The following is a 16,688-nucleotide window of genomic DNA, read 5'->3' as shown; positions in this document are numbered from 1 at the left end:
CGACGGAGCGGCGATGCCGCAGAGGGGAGCGCTCGCCACCGGCACAGAGTGTGGGCGCGGTGGTCAGCTGGCGCGACGCTTGAGCTTGCGGCGTTCGCGCTCGGACAGGCCGCCCCAGATCCCGAAGCGCTCGTCGTTGTTCAGTGCGTACTCGAGGCACTCGCCGCGGACGTCGCACGACGTGCAGATCCGCTTCGCGTCGCGGGTCGATCCGCCCTTCTCCGGGAAGAAGGCCTCGGGGTCGGTCTGCGAGCACAGAGCATCGGTCTGCCAGGCGAGCGCATTGTCGTCGTCGGCTTCGACTCTCCGCACCCCAGGAACTCCGAGGTTGATCGGATCGACGAACCAGTTCTCCGGTACGTCGGAACGGTATCCCGTCATCTCGATCTCCCAACCCTGTCTCCGCCCCCCGGCGGGCCGTGCAATACCTAATTACACCCGTGTCATTCGCTCCGGTCAAGTCGCGGATCGTAAACCCTCAATCCGGTCTTGAAGGTTCTTGACCATTCCTCGGCGTGTCGCGGCGTCAACGCCCCGGCGTGGCGATGAAAGCCTCGCCGGAACCGGTGAGTCGCAGCATCCGCTCGTCCGCCGTCGCGAACACGACCGCCCCCACGGCGACGTGGTGTTCGTGGCCATCCGCTCCCGCGACGGCGACGTCCCCCTGCGTGCTGAGAACCATCGTCGGGCCTTCGACGTCGACATCGACGGGGGTCCCCCCGAGCGACACGCGACGCAGCGCGAAGTCCGGGATCGGAACGGGATAGGCCGTGACCGCGCCCTCGGCTTCGGGGCGGAGCACCGGCACCTCCCCCGGCGTCGTGTCGAGGACCGACAGCAGCTCTGCGACATCGATGTGCTTCGGGGTCAGGCCACCGCGTAGCACGTTGTCGCTCGCCGCCATGATCTCGACTCCGAGCCCCTCGAGGTAGGCGTGAAGTAGACCCGCGCGCAGGAAGATGCCCTCGCCGCGGCGAAGCACGACATGGTTCATCAGCAGCGCGACGACGACCCCCGGGTCGCCCGGGTTGCGCTCCGCGATGCGCGACACCGTCTGCAGGGTCGCCCCGAACTCCGTCTCGCCCGATCGGGCTGCCGCGGCCGCCACCGCGGCGATGACATCGTCGACCGCCGCCTGCGCCCTGCCGGAGAGCAGCCAGCCGATGGTCTCGCGCAGCGCGTCGCCCGCCTCGTCCAGGCGAGCGCGCAGTTCGACGACACCGCCGCGATCATCGAGGACGTCCAGCATCCGCCGGGTGTGGGCGACCGGGCGCAGGCCGCTGAGAGCCTCGAAGCGGTCGCTCAGCGCGACGATGAGTTCCGGTTTGTGGTTGTCGTCACGGTAGTTGCGGTGCGGGTCGTCTAGGGCGAGGCCCGCCTCGCGCTCCCAGCCGCTCTTCGCCTGCTCGATCGTGGGGTGCACCTGGATCGACAGCGGGTCCGCCGCGGCGAGGAGCTTGAGCAGATACGGCAGCTCACCACCGGTGACGGCATCCAGAGTGCCGCCGCCCGCCACGTCGGCCGGGTCTCCCGGGTGATCGCCGAACCAGACCTCCGCCTCCGGCGCCCCCGTCGGCTCACGTCCCTCGAGTTCTGCGAGAAGGGACGTCGATCCCCAGGCGTAGTCGCGAGGCGCATTGGTGAGGTTCAGCAGCATGGCATCCAGCGTAGAGCCACCGAGGGCGCGGCACGGGGCGGTAGCCTGAACGCGATGGCGCAGTACACGAATCATCCGGTGGCAGCCCCGCCAGCCCCGCCCGAGCGGGAATCGACGGGGCACCTGATGCTGCGCGGGTACGCGGTGCTCGCGCTCATCGTCGCCCTCGCACCCGCCGCGCTGCAGCACGCACTGGGCCCCGTCGGCGCAGGCGCAGTCGGCGCGATCATCCTCGCGGGCACCATCGCCATCGGCGTCCCCCGGATGATCCGCCTCCGGCGCGAGACGCCGTTTCCGTGGCGCCGACTCCCCTGGACGGCGCTCGGCTATACCGCCCTGGCGGTGCTGTCGGTCGCCTGGTCCGAGTGGCGCGCGACGACGCTCGTCACCAGCGTTTTGCTCCTTGCGATCACGGTGCAGGCGGTGTTCCTCGCGGTCTGGCTGACCTGGCGCGAGTTGCTTCGCTCACTCGCGTCCGCCCTGAAATGGGTGCTGGGCCTCTCGCTCGCGTTCGAGCTGTGGGTGTCACTGGTGGTGCACGGACCCGTTCTGCCGAACTTCGTGACTCCGCCCGACGGCAGATTCGATCAGCAGTGGTACTGGTCGCGCGACAACCTCTTCGACGGAGGACGTCTGCAGGGGATCGTCGGCAATGCCAATCTGCTCGCGGCCCTCTGCCTGCTCGCCCTCATCGTGTTCGCCGTGCAGATTTGGGCGAGTTCTCGTCGTCAGGCGTGGCTGATCGGTTGGATGGTGGTCACCGCGTTCCTGTTCTTCCGCGCCGGCTCTGCGACGGCCGTGGTGTGTGCGCTCGCGGTCGCGCTGGTGGCCGCGACCGTGCTGCTCATCCGCCGAGCTCCGACCGGCGCCGCCCGGCGTAACACCTATATCGCCTTCGCGAGCGTCGGACTCGTCGGCATCGTCGCCGGATGGCTGCTGCGCGGACCGCTCCTGCAGGCGCTCGGACGCTCGGCCGATCTGACCGGTCGCGAACGCATCTGGGGCGACGTCCTGGAACGCGCGAACGCGCGTCCGGTGATCGGCTGGGGGCATGCGAGTCCCTGGTTGCCCTGGGATCCGGCGTTCGACGGCTGGATCATCGACCACGGCATGAGCGTGCTGCAAGCGCACAACATGTGGGTCGACGTGTACCTGCAGCTCGGCGTCATCGGCGTGATCCTCATCGGCGTCGTGCTGCTGACGTTCCTCTGGCGTGCCTGGTTCTTCGCCGTCGATCGCCCGCGGTGGGATCTCGACGAGAAGCGACCGTATTCGCCGGTCACGATCCTCCCGATCCTGGTCGGCACGCTGCTTCTCGTGCAGGGATTCACCGAATCGGCGCCCGTCATGCTCTGGGGCTGGATGCTGATCGTGCTGTTCTCGTTCAAGATCAAGTCGGTGCCCCTGGTGGGCGTCGGCATGAGCGAGCGTGAGCGCCTCATCGATCACGGCGAGCGACGCCGGCGGGTGCCGTGACGACGACGCGGTCGCGCCTCGGGCGCCTGCTGGGTTCCGTGGAGGTGGCGCGGGCGTTCACACTCACGGTCCTGACCGCGATCTTCGGCTCGTTCGCCATCGAACGCGCGACGTCGATGACCACCCTGGCGACGATCATCGCCGTGCTCTGCGTACTCGGAGCCGCGGTCCTGTTCGTCCGGCGGGAGGAGCTCTCGCTCCTGCGGATCGCACCGTCGTCGCTCCTGGCGTTCATGGCATGGGCGCTCACGAGCATCTTCTGGACGACGGATCACTCGGACACGCTGTTCGGCTGGATGGCGCTGTTCGGGTACGCGTTCCTCGCGATCACCATCGGACATATCCGCGACACCCTCCAGACCGTGCGCGCGATCGGCGACAGTCTGCGCGCTCTGCTGGGCATCTCGCTTGGACTCGAGATCATGTCGGGGATCATCCTCGACCTGCCGTTCACATTCCTCGGCATCCAGGGGCAGCTAGCGATGGGCGGGCCGGTGCAGGGCATCTTCGGCACCCGCAACATGCTCGGTTTCGTGGCGGTGATCGCCCTCATCACGTTCGTCATCGAGTGGCGGACGCAGTCGGTGAGTGCGCCGATCTCGGTGCCCTCGATCGCCCTCGCGGGAATGCTGGCGCTGCTGTCGGCCTCCCCCACGGTGCTGGTGCTGGCATTCGCCGTGGGAATCGCGACGGGCGCCCTCATGATCGTTCGTCACACCTCCGCAGACCGCCGGAACCTCGTGCAGTGGACGCTCGGTGCGCTCGTGACCCTGTCACTCGCGGTCGCCTTCGCGTTCCGCCATCAGATCATCGCGTTGCTCGATGCCGGGTCCGACTTCTCGGTCCGAGCGACGCTGTGGAACACCATCCTCGATTTCACGGCCATCAACCCGGTGCAGGGCTGGGGATGGTTCGGACCGTGGGCCCGGGGCGAGTATCCCTTCACCTACATCAACTTCCGCCTCGACGACCGCCACCAGTCGGCGCTGAACGCGTACTTCGACACCCTGCTGCAGCTGGGGGCCGCGGGTCTCGTGCTGTTCCTCCTGCTGGGCGGCGTCGCACTCATCCGATCGTGGCTGGTCGCGAGCGTGCGCCGCTCCGTTGTCTACGCCTGGACGCCGCTGGTGCTGGTGACCCTCGCCGTCGAGTCGATGTTCGAGAGCTTCACGCTCGCGGGCGCCGGCTGGTTCATGCTCGTCCTGTGCGCGCTTCGCGCGGGGCAGTCCCGCTCGTGGCGGGAGAGCATCGACGCGGCCAACACCGGCGTCATCCCGACACTCCGACCGCAGCTGTAGCTCGGGCGAGCGTCGCGTCTCAGCGCAAGGTGCGAAGCTTCTCCGCCCACGCCAGCGCGTCGCGTACCCCGTCGTCGAGCGAGCGTTCCGCCCGCCACCCGAGCACATCGGCGGCACGCTTGACGATGGCGTAGGCGCCGGCCTGGTCACCGGGACGGCGTTCGGTCTCGACGACATCGAGCGGCTCGCCGGTCACGTGCTCGAAGGCGCCCACGAGCTCGCGGACGGTGACGCCATCGCCCGTTCCGAGGTTGATCACCTGGTACGGCGCGTCGGTGGTCGCGACCTCGTCGAAGCGCGTGACGGCCGCGACGTGCGCGAGGGCGAGATCCCAGACGTGGACGTAGTCGCGGATGCCGGAGCCGTCCCGGGTCGGCCAGTCGCTCCCCGTGATCGTGAACGCAGTGCCGGCCGCCCTCGCCTGCATGATCTTGCCGAGTACATGAGAGGGCATCGGATTCTGCAGACCGGTGCGCATCTGCGGGTCGGCGCCGATGGGATTGAAGTAACGCAGCGCGATGGCGCGGAAGTCGCCCGCGGCCGCGGCATCGGCGAGGATCTGCTCGACCATCGCCTTCGTGGTCGCGTAGGGGCTCGAGGGGGCGAGAGCACCGCTCTCGTCGACGCCGTCGCCCGACTCGCCCTGGTAGACGGCGGCGGAAGAGCTGAAGACGACGCGCCCGACTCCTGCCTCGCGCATGCGCCGGAGGAACGTGATCGTCTTGGCGACGTTCGCGTCGTAGTACCCGAGCGGGTCGGCCACGGACTCGGGCACGACGATGCGCGCAGCGCAGTGGATGACGGCGTCGATGTCGGGGTGGTCCGCGAAGAGGCGGTCGAGGATCTGCTGGTCGGCGATGTCGCCCACGTACAACGATCGTCCGTTCCCGAAGGCACGCAGGCCCGTGGAGAGATCGTCCAGCAGGATCGGCTCGATTCCGACGTCGAGACATGCCGTCGCGATCGTCGATCCGATGTACCCGGCACCGCCCGTGATCAGAATCTTCATGGCGGTCATGCTATCGCGCGGCGTACGTCTCCCCTTTCGCGGCTGGCCCTCGGGGGATCCGGAACTCCGCCAGGTAGGCTTGTGCCTGCTCGCGGCGCCCCGCGAGCCCACAGCCTTCCGGAGATCCCACCTCGTGACACACGTCCCCTTCGACCCGGCATCCGCGACGATCGTGATCGTCACCTACAACCGATCGCACCTTCTCACCGGACTCCTCGAGAGCATCACCGCGATGGCCCCGAAGCCGGGTCATGTGGTGATCATCGACAACGCCTCGTCGGATGACACGACCGACGTCGTGGAGTCCTTCCGCGAACGGATCGGCACCGAGATCGTCTATCGCCGGCTGAAGACGAACACCGGCGGATCCGGCGGATTCAGCGAGGGCATGCGAACCGCGTACGAGCTCGGGTCCGAGTGGATCTGGATGATGGACGACGACGTCGAGGTCGTTGCGGACGGACTAGCCAAGATGGGCAAGTGGGCGCCCCGATTCAAGAGCATTCAGGGCCGCCGCTACGACTACGACGGCAGCGAGTTCTACTGGCAGTACCGCATCGCCGAGCGCATGGGCATCCCGATTCCGTTCGCGCCCTCGAGCTTTGACGAGTCCGGCTACAAGGAGATGAACAGCGGATGCTTCGAGGGCATGTTCATCCACCGTTCGATCGTGCAGCAGATCGGCCTTCCTGATCCCCGATTCTTCATCTACTGGGACGATCAGACGTATGGCTGGCTGGCGTCGCGCAAGACCACCGCGGTCATCGTCGACGAGTTCGTCCTGCGGCGCACCCGTGAGATCAAGCAGTGGGACATGGGCATCCGCCACATGAATGCGTCAAGCAACGCCTACCGCTTCTACATCATGCGCAATCGCGCGTACATCAAGCAGTATTACCGCGCGCACGGCGTCTACAACCCCGTGCTGTTCGGCCTCGGAACGGCGATGACGTTCGCGAAGGAACTCATCCGGCTCGTGTTCGTCGAGAGGACGGTGCGCGGAACCAGCAACCTCTTCCGCGGACTCCGCGAGGGCGGCAAGCTGGGGCGCGACCGCACCTGGCAGCCGATGGCACCCCTGGAGGCATGACGATGAGCGAACAGCAGCCGGACGTTCGGTGGGCGCCGATCCCGCCGAAACCGCGGAACCGCGGGCGGGTGTGGCTGATCGTGGGGCTCTCGGTCGCGGCCGTGATCATCGTCGCGCTCCTGCTCTTCTTCCTGATCCCGCGCGACGATGGGCAGCCGGTGGGAACGCCGACGCCCACGGCATCGTCGTCGGCCACCCAGATCCCGACGCCGACACCGACACCGACACCTGGAACGACTACCGCACCGGAGCCGAACCCCGTTGACACTCCCCCACCACCTGCCGATCCGGATCTGGCGTTCTTCCGCGGCCAGGTGCAGCCCTGGCTCGACGACGCCTTGGCCGGCTTGGACTTCGTGGCGGACAGCGACGACTCGGAGGCCCTGACGATCATCGACACCCTCCAGGGCGACGCTCAGCGCCTGGGAGGCACTCAACCGCCGTCCGCCATCGAGACGGAGTGGCAGGACGGAGTCGCGGCCTATGCCGCGAGCCTCGAAGACCTTCGAGAAGCGGCGAGCGCTGGCGACTCTCTGTCCGTCGGCGACTCACGGACCAGGGCGAACGCGCTGCGAAACCTGGTCGGTCTCTGATCAACCTCGCTTCCGCCTCGCCTCGTGGGCTCAGTGCTGCGACGTGACGCTCAGACGCGCGGCTCGTCTTCCAGTCGCCGCAGACGCTCCTCATAGTGAGAGGCGATCTCCAATCTCAGGCGGGCGCGTTCGTGTTCCGCCCTGGCCAGGACCAGTGCGTGCGCGGGGTCCACATCCGTGAGGTCGATCTGAGCACGCAGCGCCTCAAATCTCTGCTCAAGAGCCGCAAGCTGTGGGGCGATGCGATCGAACTCTGAGCGGATGAAGGAGAAGTCCGCCTGCGTTCCACCGAGGCGCGCTTCGTAATCGCGTTGCGATTTCTCCAGCTCAGCGAGCACCTGCTCGAGTTTCACGGCGACTCGCGCGTCCACGCGGCGCTCCACGGCTTCGTCCATACGACGGCGCAGTCGTTTCAGCATGCAATCCTCATCGGTCGATGGTTCAGTTTCTCAACGGTGGTAGTAGACCCGGCCGGCATCAATCCAGCCCCGCACGAGTCGCGACTCCAACTCGATGAGGTGCTCCTCGCCGACCGGTGAAGAGTCGCCGTAGGCATGGTCCCAGGATTTCTGACTCGGTTCATCCACGAACGACAAGCCGTATGCATCCACCGTGGCTTCGGGAAAAAGGTGGGCCGCTATCCAGAGCATCACAGTACCCGTCGTGGCCCAGTGCCCGCCATCTCGGGGATCCGCGCCGAGTGCACGTCCCAGCGGCAATATCACCTCTCGGTTCGGGACGGTGACGATACCGAGGTCCGCCGGCCAGAACGCCGGGATCTTCGGGTTCTCCCAGAGCAGTCGACCCGGCTCGATCATCAGGTAAAGCCGCTCAGCATAGTCGTGGAAGAACCAGGGCGTCGGTCTCACCCCTCGGTTGAACACGACGATATCGGTATGGCGGCCGACCACCGGCGGCGCGTCGGGCTCATCCACTCGGAATCCGTTGACGCGAAAGACCAGGTCCGCCCCGTCGATCTGCGCTGCCCTGTGCTCGGACGACTGCAACGGCTGGTTTCCCACCACCGCGACACGACGCACCACTTGGGTACGCGCGTAACTCGCAGCCAATGGTTTCAACCGGTCATAAAAATTCGCGTCCGCTGTCGATACATCGTCGACGGCGAGCTCCGTTACGCGCCCCATGGCACCAAGCTTAGGGCAACAACAGCACGGTCCCACGACGTTGGCGTCAAGGGGTGTGAACGCCGGACTCCTCTCGCCTCTAGAGTGAGAAGCGTGGATGCCTCCCAGACCATTGCGCTCTCGAACTCTTCAATCGGTCGCGGACAGCCGATATTCACCATTGCCGAGATGTCCGGCAACCACAACGGAGAGTTGTCGCGGGCGCTGAGCATCGTGGACGCCGTTGCGACCACGGGTGCGAAGGCGCTGAAGATTCAGACGTATACCGCCGACACCCTGACCATCGATTCGGACCTGCCCGCGTTCCGCGTGAGAGGCGACCATGATCTTTGGGGCGGTCGAAATCTCTACTCCCTGTACCGGGAAGCCCACACCCCATGGGAGTGGCACGCGGAGATCTTCGCACGCACGCGTAAGCACGGCCTTCTCCCCTTCTCAACGCCGTTCGACCCCAGTTCCGTCGCGTTTCTCGAGGACCTCGGCGTGGAGTTGTACAAGACGGCTTCGGCCGAGATCGTCGACTTGCCGCTGCTTCGAGAGGTCGCCCGTACAGGGAAGCCCGTGATCGTCTCGACAGGGATGGCCACGCTGTCCGAGATCGACTCGGCGGTCACAGCGATGCGCGACGCAGGGTGCTCTCAACTGGTGCTCCTGGCATGCACAGCCGCGTACCCCGCTGTGCCGGAAGAGGCCCGCCTGGGGAACATCCGAGCACTGCGAGAGGCGTTCGATGTGCCGGTGGGGCTGTCGGATCACACGACGGGAATCGGCGTGGCCGTTGCAGCCGCCGGTTTCGGTGCGGTGGTCGTAGAAAAACATGTCACACTGGACCGCGCGGACGGCGGCGTGGATTCGGAGTTCTCCCTCACCCCCTCAGAGTTCTCTGCCCTCGTCACCGCGTCCGAGCAAGCTCGCGTCGCCGCATCGAGCGGCGTCTCGTTCGGGCCAACACCGGATGAAAGAGCTGTCGTCGCACTGCGGCGCTCGCTGTTCGTGGTCGCCGACGTGAGGGCGGGGGAACCGGTCGCTCCGGAGAATGTGCGCTCGATCCGCCCCGCTGGCGGACTGCCCCCCGACTGTTTCAATGAGATCGTCGGGAGGCGATTCGTCCGAGACGTCAAGCGTGGCACACCGCTGTCGTGGGACCTGATTTAGTCGGCAGCTGGGGAAGGCAGCTGCCACCTCGCCCATGACTCGTATCCGTCCGCATTCGACGGTAGATGCGGAAGGTAGCCCGCGCGGGCGAAAAGGGCTAGCGACGCCGCATTCGCTTCATGGACGACGGCAAGCATCCTGACCGGTGCTGACGCAGGCAGTGACCGCTCGGCTGCCGTCAGTACGGCTCCGCTGAGTCCCCGTCCGCGGTACTCCGGCGCCATGGTGATCGAGACCTCCCAGTCGACACCGGCCTTCTGGTCCCACCTCACCGTCGCCATCGGCGTGCCTCGATGCTCCGCGATCAGGAGCAGCCGAGCCGAGTCTGCGACGCACGCGGCCAGCCACGCTTGATGGCTCTCCCAATCCAGGACTTCCGTAGAACGCGAATTCAGACGCGTCACCGAGTCATTGCGCCATTCGAACAGGAGTGAAGCATCGTCGAGCCGCGCGCGGCGAACGGTGAGCTCCTCTGCACGCGCGTCGATCGCTTTCACGCGTCGCGAGATGAGCGCCTCCCACGCTGCGACGATTCGCCAGCCTCCTAGTCCGTCGATGACGCGCATGAGTCGGTCACGTTGGCGACGGAGCGCATGGCGATCGCCGAGAAGGGGAGCGAGCGCCGCGACTCGCCTTTCCAGATCGCGATGCGGCGGTGTGCCCAACCCGATAGCCAGTCCCGCGTCGACTGCAGTGCGGTAGCCAGCGAGTTGGTTGTCCACCGCGCAGAGCAGTGCCATCGGAACTCCCATACATGCGAAATCCCATACCGAGGTGCCGGCGGCGCTGACAGCGAGATCGTGTTCGCGCGCGAGCGCGGGAAGGTCATCAACGAAGCCGCTGACACTGATTCGGTGAGCAGACCGGGCGGCGATCAATCGGACGTCGCTCGATTGATTCGGGTCGACCACTGTCACGGCCAGCGGCACTGTGATGCTGTCGAGTGCGAGCAAAACTCGAGAGGTCAGACCGAGCGGATCCGTGCCCCCCATCACGATCAGCACTCGTACCCGGTCCGATTCGACAGGGTCGATCGCACGCTGTCGAAGCACCTGATTGCGCACCACTGCGGCATCCGCGCCTACGAGTTGATGCGCGCTCAGCTCAGCCTGATCGAACCGGAACTCAGCGCCGAGGTTGCCGTCGACGGCGAGATCTGCGGGGCGAACGCCGAACGGTCCGTCCTGCATGTTGCTCACCAGGAGCCCACGGGGGATCGTGAAGGGCAGGTCCGAGTAGCTGTCCAGATGCACCACTTCGACGTCAGCGAACACGCTGGTCGCGGAGCGGCTTCGCCGCAGCGACGCTGATTGAACGATCTCAAGCTGCGGGGACAACCGATCGGCCACGGCGGAGCCGACCTCGTCGATGTCTCCGACCAGCGCGGCGTGCCATCCCCGCTCCTGCGCGATGTCGGCCAGGGCGAGACATCTCATCAGATGCCCCATCCCATGGGGGCCGCCTGCGTTGCAGTGCAGAAGCACTCGACGAGCCATCGCAGTCCCTTCGTCTTCGCGCAAGCCGCTGTCCTCCGCGTATAGGGATCGACATGTGGGGCGATCGCCCACCGATAGGATAGTTCGGCAGGAGGGCACTCGAGGATTCGCCCGCGTCCGCATCTATTGCCAAGGAGACAGCTTGTCGATTCTCGAGGGCTCGAGCATCCTCATCACCGGTGGCACCGGCTCGTTCGGCAAGGCGTTCATCCGTCATGCGCTGGAGAACCTGCGTCCGCGACGCCTGGTCATCTTCTCTCGGGACGAGCTCAAACAGTATGAGGTTCGTCAGCAGTTCAACGACGATCCTCGGCTCCGCTGGTTCATCGGCGACATCCGCGACGAGCGGCGTCTGGTGCGTGCACTGCACGGCGTGGATTACGTCGTTCACGCCGCGGCCCTCAAGCAGGTGGACACCGCGGAATACAATCCCTTCGAGTTCGTCAAGACGAACGTCCTCGGCAGTCAGAACGTCATCGAAGCGTCAATCGACGCCGGCGTGAAGAAAGTTGTCGCGCTCTCGACCGACAAGGCCTCGAGTCCGATCAACCTCTACGGCGCAACGAAACTCACCGCTGACAAGCTCTTCATCACCGGGAACCACTACGCGGCGGCATACGAAACGCGCTTCGCGGTCGTCCGCTACGGGAACGTGATGGGGTCTCGGGGTTCGGTCATCCCGTTCTTCGCGAAACTCGGCGCCTCGGGGGAACCCTTGCCGATCACCGACCTCCGCTGCACCCGGTTTTTCATCACCTTGCCGCAGGCAGTCGAGATGGTCGTTGAAACCTTCGAGTTGATGCAGGGAGGGGAACTCCTTGTTCCGCGGATCCCGTCCATGAGAGTCACCGACCTGGCCCACGCCGTCGCACCGGATGCCGAGCTCATCGATGTGGGACTGCGGCCCGGCGAGAAGTTGCACGAGGAGATGATCAGCCCGGAAGAGGGGCGGCGGACGGTCGTCGTCAGCGACGGCAAATACTTCATCATCCAGCCGGATCTGGCTTCGTGGGGATACTCGGCTCCAGAGGGAGCTGAGGTCGTAGCGGACGGATTCGCGTATCGCTCCGACAGCAATGATCAGTGGTACACGCGAGAGCAAATCGCGGAGATCATCCGGCGAGGCATCTGAGAATGTTGCCCTACGGACGACAATCGATAACAGACGATGACATCGAAGCTGTCACCGCGATCCTCCGCGGCGACTGGCTGACCACCGGACCGACCGTCGCAGCCTTCGAGAGCCGTATCGGAGAACTCGCGGGAGGGCACAGAGCCGTGAGCGCGACTTCCGGCAGTGCCGCGCTCCACATGGCGTACGCCGCTGCTGGGATAGCGTCGGGCGACACGGTCATCTCCACGCCGATGACTTTCATCGCGACGGCATCCATGGCGTCGATGCTCGGTGCTTCGGTCATCTTCGCCGACGTCGAGGAAGACACCGCGCTCATCGATCCCGCGGCCGTCGATGCACTCGTCGACGACAAGACGAAGGTCGTCGCTGCAGTGGACTATGCCGGACACCCAGCCGATTACGATCGTCTCGCCGCAGTGACCGCCAAGGTCGGCGCCCTCGTTCTCGACGACGCCGCCCACTCGATCGGCAGCACATACAACGGGCGACCCGTCGGAGATCTCGCCGATATCACGACATTCTCGTTCTTCCCAACCAAGAACATGACGACCGGCGAAGGCGGGGCGGTGGTGGCGAAGGACCCGCTCCTCGCTCAGCGCGCGCACGAGTTCCACTTCATCGGACTCGTCCGCGATCCGGACCGATTTCGCATATCGACCGAAGGAGCATGGCACCAAGAGGTTCACGAGTTCGGCGTGAACTACCGCCTGACCGATATCGCCTCTGCACTCGGAATCGCTCAGCTTCGCCGCCTTGACCATTTCCGGAGGCGGCGCCAGGAGATCACCCGCCGGTACGACATCGCGCTACAAGATGTCGATGGGGTGAGACTGCCGGTGCAGCGGGCGAATGTCGAGCTCGTACGTCACCTTTACCCGGTGAGGATCCTCGACGGTCGCCGACGCGAGGTGTTCGAACGAATGCGCGGTGACGGTATCGGTGTGCAGGTGAACTACATGCCTGTGTACTGGCACCCCGTCTACGCGGACGCGGGATACCGGCGCGGCATGTGCCCCAATGCCGAGGCATTCTACGCTGAGGAACTCTCCCTGCCGATCTATCCAGACCTCACCGACGATCAGGTGGACCGTGTGGTCGACAGCCTCATCCGAGCACTGCGATGAGACGGGTCGGCATCATCACCCAGGCGCGGATGACGAGCACTCGCTTGCCTGGAAAGGTGCTCATCGAAGTCGCCGGCAAATCGATGCTCGGCCACCAACTCGACCGACTGACACCGATCGGCGTGCCGGTGACCGTCGCGACGACCGTGAACGACATCGATGACGGGATCGTCGCTGAGGCTGCCGCACACGGAGCCAGCACTTTCCGTGGCGGCGAGCAGGATGTTCTCGCGCGTTTCGCCGGCGCCGCGAAGGCGGCCGGGCTCGACGTCGTGGTCCGCGTCACCGCCGATTGCCCGCTCATCGACCCCGCCGTCATCCGCGAGGGGATTGAGCGCTTTCTGACGCTCGACGATCCGTACGCTCACGTCTCCAATGTGCTACAGCGAACGTATCCGCGAGGATTCGACTTCGAAGTGTTCTCGACGCAAGCGCTCATCGAGGCAGATCACCACGCGACAGAACCATCCGACCGTGAGCATGTCACGCCGTATCTCTACGCCAATCGCTCAGGGCGCTTTACGATGCACGCTGTTCGGCGCGAATCCGATGCATCCGCATACCGGGTCACGCTGGACACCGCGGCGGATCTCGAGCTCATCCGACGCCTGATCATCGAACACCACGCGCAGACTCGCACAGCCGAAGAGATCATCGGCGTTCTTGAGTCGAATCCGGATCTGGCGGCCATCAACGCACACATCGAACAGAAGAAGCCCGGGCGATAACGGGCGAGCGGTGCGCCAAGACCCCGCTACGGTCGGTTGTAGTCCGAGTTGTAGCGGTCGAGTACCTCGGCGATGGGGGCATCGAGCGCGAGTGCGCCCTTGTCTAGATACAACCCCCGCGTGCAGAACCGTCGAAGGTCGCGCTCGTTGTGACTGACGAAGAACAGCGTCCGGCCCTCGGCAAGCAGCTCGTCGATGCGCTTGTAGCACTTCTCGCGGAAGGCCTTGTCGCCGACGGCGAGCACTTCGTCCACGAGCAGGATCGGTTCGTCGAGCTGCGACACCACCGAGAACGCCAGGCGCACCTTCATACCGTTCGACAGGTGCTTGTAGGGAGTGTCCTCGAAGCCCTCGAGCTCCGCGAAAGCGATGATGCCTTCGTAGCGACGCGACACCTCTTCCCGGGACATACCGTGCAGGCCCGCGGTCAGGCGCACGTTCTCGCGCACGGTGAGATCGCCGACGAAGCCCCCGGTGATCTCGATCAGCGGTGCGACACCCCCATTGACCGTCACCCCGCCCTCGTCAGGCAGGAGAACGCCTGCGACGAGGCGCAGGAGCGTGGATTTGCCCTGCCCGTTGCGACCGACGACGCCGATGGACTCCCCCGCCTGCACGGTGAAGGAGACATCGCGGAGCGCCCAGAACTCGCCTGGGCGGGAACGGCGCGATGCTCCGGCGAAAAGATCTTTGAAGCTGCGCCGCCCGCGGCGATTGCGTCGGAAGTGGACGCCGAGATTCTGCACTTCGATGGCGACCGGCATCACAGCTCCTTCAGCACGGGTCGTTCGAGGCTCTTGAAGGTCCACACTCCGAGGACGAAGATGACGACCGTTATCACGACGCTGATGATCACAGGCATCGTCTCCCACTGGTCGGGGAAGAAGCCGACGCGATAGAGCGTGAAGATGCCGGCAAGCGGATTGAAAGAGCCGATGACGTCAAAGGGGGCTGGGAGGTCACGGACGCTGTAGATCACCGGCGACGCGTAGAAGAGGGCTCGGAGGATGAGAGCAGTTGTCCGCTCGAGGTCTGTGTAGAGGACGCACAGCGGAGCGACTAAAAGCCCGAGGCCGACGAGGAGCATCACCTGCAGGATGACCGCGACCGGGAACCAGAACAGGGCCCAGGTGACGGTTGCGCCGTTGAGGATCGCGAAGACCACCAGCACCGGAAGGGAGAAGAGGAACTCGACGCCCTTGCTGAGCACAATCCGGTTCACCCAGATCGATCGCGGAATCGACGTGGAGCGAACGAGTCGCGAGTCCTTGCGGAAGGCCCGCGTGAAGTCGGACACCGAGGTGTTGAACCACACCCACGGCAGAAGCGCGACGATGAGGAAGACGATGTACGGATCCTCGCCGACGGAGCGCTTGAAGACCTGAGTGAAGACGAACCAGTAGATCAGGCTCATCACCAGAGGGTCGAGCACCGACCAGACGTACCCCAAGAAGCTCGTCGCGTAGCGGACCTTCAGATCGCGGGCCGACAGCAGCCAGAGTGAATGCAGGTATCGCCGGGGCGTTCCCGGCGCCCCGACAGCAGCGTGACTCACAATGCCGAGTCTAGGCGAGCGTGTTGTTCCACATCGACAGCGCCGAGCCGATGGCCATGTGCATGTCGAGGTACTGATAGGTGCCCAGGCGTCCGCCGAAGTGCACGTCCTGCTCACCCTTGGCCAGCTCTCGATAGGCCAGCAGACCCTCGCGGTCGGTCGGCGTGTTCACCGGGTAGTACGGCTCGTCCTCGCGATTCGCGAAGCGCGAGAACTCGCGCATGATGACGGTCTTGTCCTGCTCGTAGACGTCCTCGCGCTCGGGGTGGAAGTGCTTGAACTCATGGATGCGCGTGTAAGGCACGTCCATGTCGGGATAGTTCATGACGCTCGTGCCCTGGAAGTCGCCGACGTTCAGGACTTCCTGCTCGAAGTCGAGTGTGCGCCAGCTGAGTGCACCCCCGGCGTAGTCGAAGTAGCGGTCGACAGGGCCGGTGTATACGACGGGCACGCGCCCGACCGTGGCTTTCTTGTTCAGCGGCTGCGACTCGTCGAAATAGTCGACGTTGAGCTTCACGTCGATGTTGGGGTGGTCAGCCATCCGCTCGAGCCAGGCGGTGTACCCGTCGGTCGGAAGTCCCTCCCACGTGTCGTTGAAGTAGCGGTTGTCGTAGGTGTAGCGCACCGGCAGGCGGCTGATGATGTCACCGGAGAGCTTCTGCGGGTCGGTCTGCCATTGCTTGGCCGTGTAGTCACGGAAGAATGCCTCGAACAGCGGACGGCCGACGAGCGCGATGCCCTTCTCTTCGAAGTTGCTCGCCGACTTGACGTCGAACTCCCCCGCCTGCTCCTTGACAAGAGCGCGGGCCTCATCCGGGGTGTATGCAGCCTGGAAGAACTGATTGATGGTTCCGAGGTTCACGGGCATGGGGAAAACGACGCCCTTATGCGTGGTGTAGACGCGGTGGACGTAGTTCGTGAACGTCGTGAAGCGATTGACGTACTCCCACACGGTGGGGTTGGAGGTGTGGAACAGATGCGCCCCGTAGCGGTGCACCTCGATACCCGTCTCGGCTTCGGCCTCGCTGTAGGCGTTGCCGCCGATGTGGTGACGGCGATCGATGACCGTGACCTTGCGACCGGCTTCAGCCGCCCGCTCTGCGATGGTGAGGCCGAAGAAGCCCGACCCTACGACGAGGAGATCCATTCCTCAATCGTATCTTCACCAGTGAGCGCGCGTGCGTCACCGCTGCCGCGTCGAGGTGCGGCAGGTTTTCGCGTAGCCTT

The 16,688-nt window shown here is 65.3% G+C and carries 17 protein-coding genes; 8 read left to right on the top strand and 9 right to left on the bottom strand.

Translation table 11 applies throughout. The features are described 5' to 3' along the window. Nucleotides 1–63: 63 nt before the first annotated feature. Both RIN18_RS07145 and manA read right to left on the bottom strand, forming a co-directional pair. The gene (locus RIN18_RS07145; RefSeq protein ID WP_309103264.1) at nucleotides 64–381 is read right to left on the bottom strand and encodes a WhiB family transcriptional regulator; all 318 of its coding nucleotides are present in this window, start codon (nucleotides 379–381) and stop codon (nucleotides 64–66) included. 145 nt (nucleotides 382–526) lie between these two features. Continuing rightward, a complete protein-coding gene (manA, locus tag RIN18_RS07140; RefSeq protein WP_309103263.1) occupies nucleotides 527–1,657 on the bottom strand; it encodes a mannose-6-phosphate isomerase, class I in 1,131 nt (376 codons plus the stop codon). Nucleotides 1,658–1,711: 54 nt separating this feature from the next. On the opposite strand from manA, the gene RIN18_RS07135 reads away from it, so the two are divergent. Together RIN18_RS07135 and RIN18_RS07130 are read left to right on the top strand one after the other, a co-directional pair. Then, on the top strand, nucleotides 1,712–3,133 hold the full coding sequence (locus RIN18_RS07135) for an O-antigen ligase family protein (protein ID WP_309103262.1): 1,422 nt from the start codon (nucleotides 1,712–1,714) through the stop codon (nucleotides 3,131–3,133). Continuing rightward, a complete protein-coding gene (locus RIN18_RS07130) occupies nucleotides 3,130–4,431 on the top strand; it encodes an O-antigen ligase family protein (RefSeq protein ID WP_309103261.1) in 1,302 nt (433 codons plus the stop codon). Before RIN18_RS07135 ends, RIN18_RS07130 begins: the two co-directional genes overlap by 4 nt. Nucleotides 4,432–4,450: 19 nt before the next feature. On the opposite strand, the gene galE is transcribed toward RIN18_RS07130, so the two are convergent. Next, nucleotides 4,451–5,440 (bottom strand): UDP-glucose 4-epimerase GalE, encoded by a 990-nt coding sequence (gene galE / locus RIN18_RS07125; protein ID WP_309103260.1) that lies wholly within the window; start codon nucleotides 5,438–5,440, stop codon nucleotides 4,451–4,453. 133 nt (nucleotides 5,441–5,573) lie between these two features. Here galE and RIN18_RS07120 point away from each other — a divergent pair, with 133 nt between their 5' ends. Together RIN18_RS07120 and RIN18_RS07115 are read left to right on the top strand one after the other, a co-directional pair. Beyond that, a complete protein-coding gene (locus RIN18_RS07120; RefSeq protein ID WP_309103259.1) occupies nucleotides 5,574–6,530 on the top strand; it encodes a glycosyltransferase in 957 nt (318 codons plus the stop codon). A 2-nt stretch (nucleotides 6,531–6,532) separates the two neighbouring features. Further along, nucleotides 6,533–7,123, top strand: a complete 591-nt coding sequence (locus RIN18_RS07115) for a hypothetical protein (protein WP_309103258.1) — start codon at nucleotides 6,533–6,535, stop codon at nucleotides 7,121–7,123. A 50-nt stretch (nucleotides 7,124–7,173) separates the two neighbouring features. Here RIN18_RS07115 and RIN18_RS07110 read toward each other — a convergent pair whose 3' ends face one another. Both RIN18_RS07110 and RIN18_RS07105 read right to left on the bottom strand, forming a co-directional pair. After that, nucleotides 7,174–7,542 (bottom strand): hypothetical protein, encoded by a 369-nt coding sequence (locus tag RIN18_RS07110; RefSeq protein WP_309103257.1) that lies wholly within the window; start codon nucleotides 7,540–7,542, stop codon nucleotides 7,174–7,176. A 30-nt stretch (nucleotides 7,543–7,572) separates the two neighbouring features. Next, nucleotides 7,573–8,268 carry a hypothetical protein gene (locus RIN18_RS07105; protein WP_309103256.1) on the bottom strand — a complete coding sequence of 232 codons (696 nt, stop codon included), beginning with the start codon at nucleotides 8,266–8,268 and terminating at the stop codon, nucleotides 7,573–7,575. 93 nt (nucleotides 8,269–8,361) lie between these two features. Here RIN18_RS07105 and pseI point away from each other — a divergent pair, with 93 nt between their 5' ends. Continuing rightward, entirely contained in the window at nucleotides 8,362–9,423 is a 1,062-nt protein-coding gene (gene pseI / locus RIN18_RS07100) for a pseudaminic acid synthase (protein WP_309103255.1), read from the top strand. Here the strand turns inward: pseI and RIN18_RS07095 are convergent. Further along, the gene (locus RIN18_RS07095) at nucleotides 9,420–10,859 is read right to left on the bottom strand and encodes a bifunctional UDP-2,4-diacetamido-2,4,6-trideoxy-beta-L-altropyranose hydrolase/GNAT family N-acetyltransferase (protein ID WP_309103254.1); all 1,440 of its coding nucleotides are present in this window, start codon (nucleotides 10,857–10,859) and stop codon (nucleotides 9,420–9,422) included. The genes pseI and RIN18_RS07095 overlap by 4 nt on opposite strands. Before the next feature lie 202 nt (nucleotides 10,860–11,061). On the opposite strand from RIN18_RS07095, the gene pseB reads away from it, so the two are divergent. From pseB to RIN18_RS07080, 3 genes are read left to right on the top strand one after another with little or no spacing between them, the layout of a single operon-like run. After that, on the top strand, nucleotides 11,062–12,051 hold the full coding sequence (gene pseB, locus RIN18_RS07090) for a UDP-N-acetylglucosamine 4,6-dehydratase (inverting) (RefSeq protein ID WP_309103253.1): 990 nt from the start codon (nucleotides 11,062–11,064) through the stop codon (nucleotides 12,049–12,051). Between the two features lie 2 nt (nucleotides 12,052–12,053). Continuing rightward, nucleotides 12,054–13,178 carry a DegT/DnrJ/EryC1/StrS family aminotransferase gene (locus tag RIN18_RS07085; RefSeq protein WP_309103252.1) on the top strand — a complete coding sequence of 375 codons (1,125 nt, stop codon included), beginning with the start codon at nucleotides 12,054–12,056 and terminating at the stop codon, nucleotides 13,176–13,178. After that, on the top strand, nucleotides 13,175–13,906 hold the full coding sequence (locus RIN18_RS07080; protein WP_309103251.1) for a glycosyltransferase family protein: 732 nt from the start codon (nucleotides 13,175–13,177) through the stop codon (nucleotides 13,904–13,906). The genes RIN18_RS07085 and RIN18_RS07080 overlap by 4 nt, the downstream gene beginning before the upstream one ends. A gap of 26 nt (nucleotides 13,907–13,932) precedes the next feature. Here RIN18_RS07080 and RIN18_RS07075 read toward each other — a convergent pair whose 3' ends face one another. From RIN18_RS07075 to glf, 3 genes are read right to left on the bottom strand one after another with little or no spacing between them, the layout of a single operon-like run. Next, nucleotides 13,933–14,670: an ABC transporter ATP-binding protein gene (locus RIN18_RS07075; protein WP_309103250.1), complete on the bottom strand. Its 738-nt coding sequence runs from the start codon at nucleotides 14,668–14,670 to the stop codon at nucleotides 13,933–13,935. Then, nucleotides 14,670–15,461 (bottom strand): ABC transporter permease, encoded by a 792-nt coding sequence (locus RIN18_RS07070; protein WP_309103249.1) that lies wholly within the window; start codon nucleotides 15,459–15,461, stop codon nucleotides 14,670–14,672. The genes RIN18_RS07075 and RIN18_RS07070 overlap by 1 nt, the downstream gene beginning before the upstream one ends. Nucleotides 15,462–15,471: 10 nt before the next feature. Further along, nucleotides 15,472–16,608, bottom strand: coding sequence for a UDP-galactopyranose mutase (gene glf / locus RIN18_RS07065; RefSeq protein ID WP_309103248.1), 1,137 nt, complete (start codon nucleotides 16,606–16,608; stop codon nucleotides 15,472–15,474). Nucleotides 16,609–16,688: the final 80 nt, after the last annotated feature.

The organism is Microbacterium sp., from assembly GCF_031179285.1.
In the GTDB taxonomy this organism is placed as follows: Bacteria; Actinomycetota; Actinomycetes; order Actinomycetales; family Microbacteriaceae; genus Microbacterium.
Note: the sequence above shows the minus strand (reverse complement) of the source record. Positions and strands in the feature narration are given on the sequence as shown.

Bases quoted from the DNA above. Each gene is read 5' to 3' on its own strand.
- RIN18_RS07110 (WP_309103257.1), bottom strand. From the start codon at position 7,542: ATGCTGAAACGACTGCGCCGTCGTATGGACGAAGCCGTGGAGCGCCGC.
- RIN18_RS07075 (WP_309103250.1), bottom strand. From the start codon at position 14,670: ATGCCGGTCGCCATCGAAGTGCAGAATCTCGGCGTCCACTTCCGACGC.
- RIN18_RS07095 (WP_309103254.1), bottom strand. From the start codon at position 10,859: ATGAGATGTCTCGCCCTGGCCGACATCGCGCAGGAGCGGGGATGGCAC.
- RIN18_RS07085 (WP_309103252.1), top strand. From the start codon at position 12,054: ATGTTGCCCTACGGACGACAATCGATAACAGACGATGACATCGAAGCT.
- RIN18_RS07135 (WP_309103262.1), top strand. From the start codon at position 1,712: ATGGCGCAGTACACGAATCATCCGGTGGCAGCCCCGCCAGCCCCGCCC.
- RIN18_RS07115 (WP_309103258.1), top strand. From the start codon at position 6,533: ATGAGCGAACAGCAGCCGGACGTTCGGTGGGCGCCGATCCCGCCGAAA.
- RIN18_RS07105 (WP_309103256.1), bottom strand. From the start codon at position 8,268: ATGGGGCGCGTAACGGAGCTCGCCGTCGACGATGTATCGACAGCGGAC.
- manA (WP_309103263.1), bottom strand. From the start codon at position 1,657: ATGCTGCTGAACCTCACCAATGCGCCTCGCGACTACGCCTGGGGATCG.
- RIN18_RS07145 (WP_309103264.1), bottom strand. From the start codon at position 381: ATGACGGGATACCGTTCCGACGTACCGGAGAACTGGTTCGTCGATCCG.
- RIN18_RS07080 (WP_309103251.1), top strand. From the start codon at position 13,175: ATGAGACGGGTCGGCATCATCACCCAGGCGCGGATGACGAGCACTCGC.
- galE (WP_309103260.1), bottom strand. From the start codon at position 5,440: ATGAAGATTCTGATCACGGGCGGTGCCGGGTACATCGGATCGACGATC.
- glf (WP_309103248.1), bottom strand. From the start codon at position 16,608: ATGGATCTCCTCGTCGTAGGGTCGGGCTTCTTCGGCCTCACCATCGCA.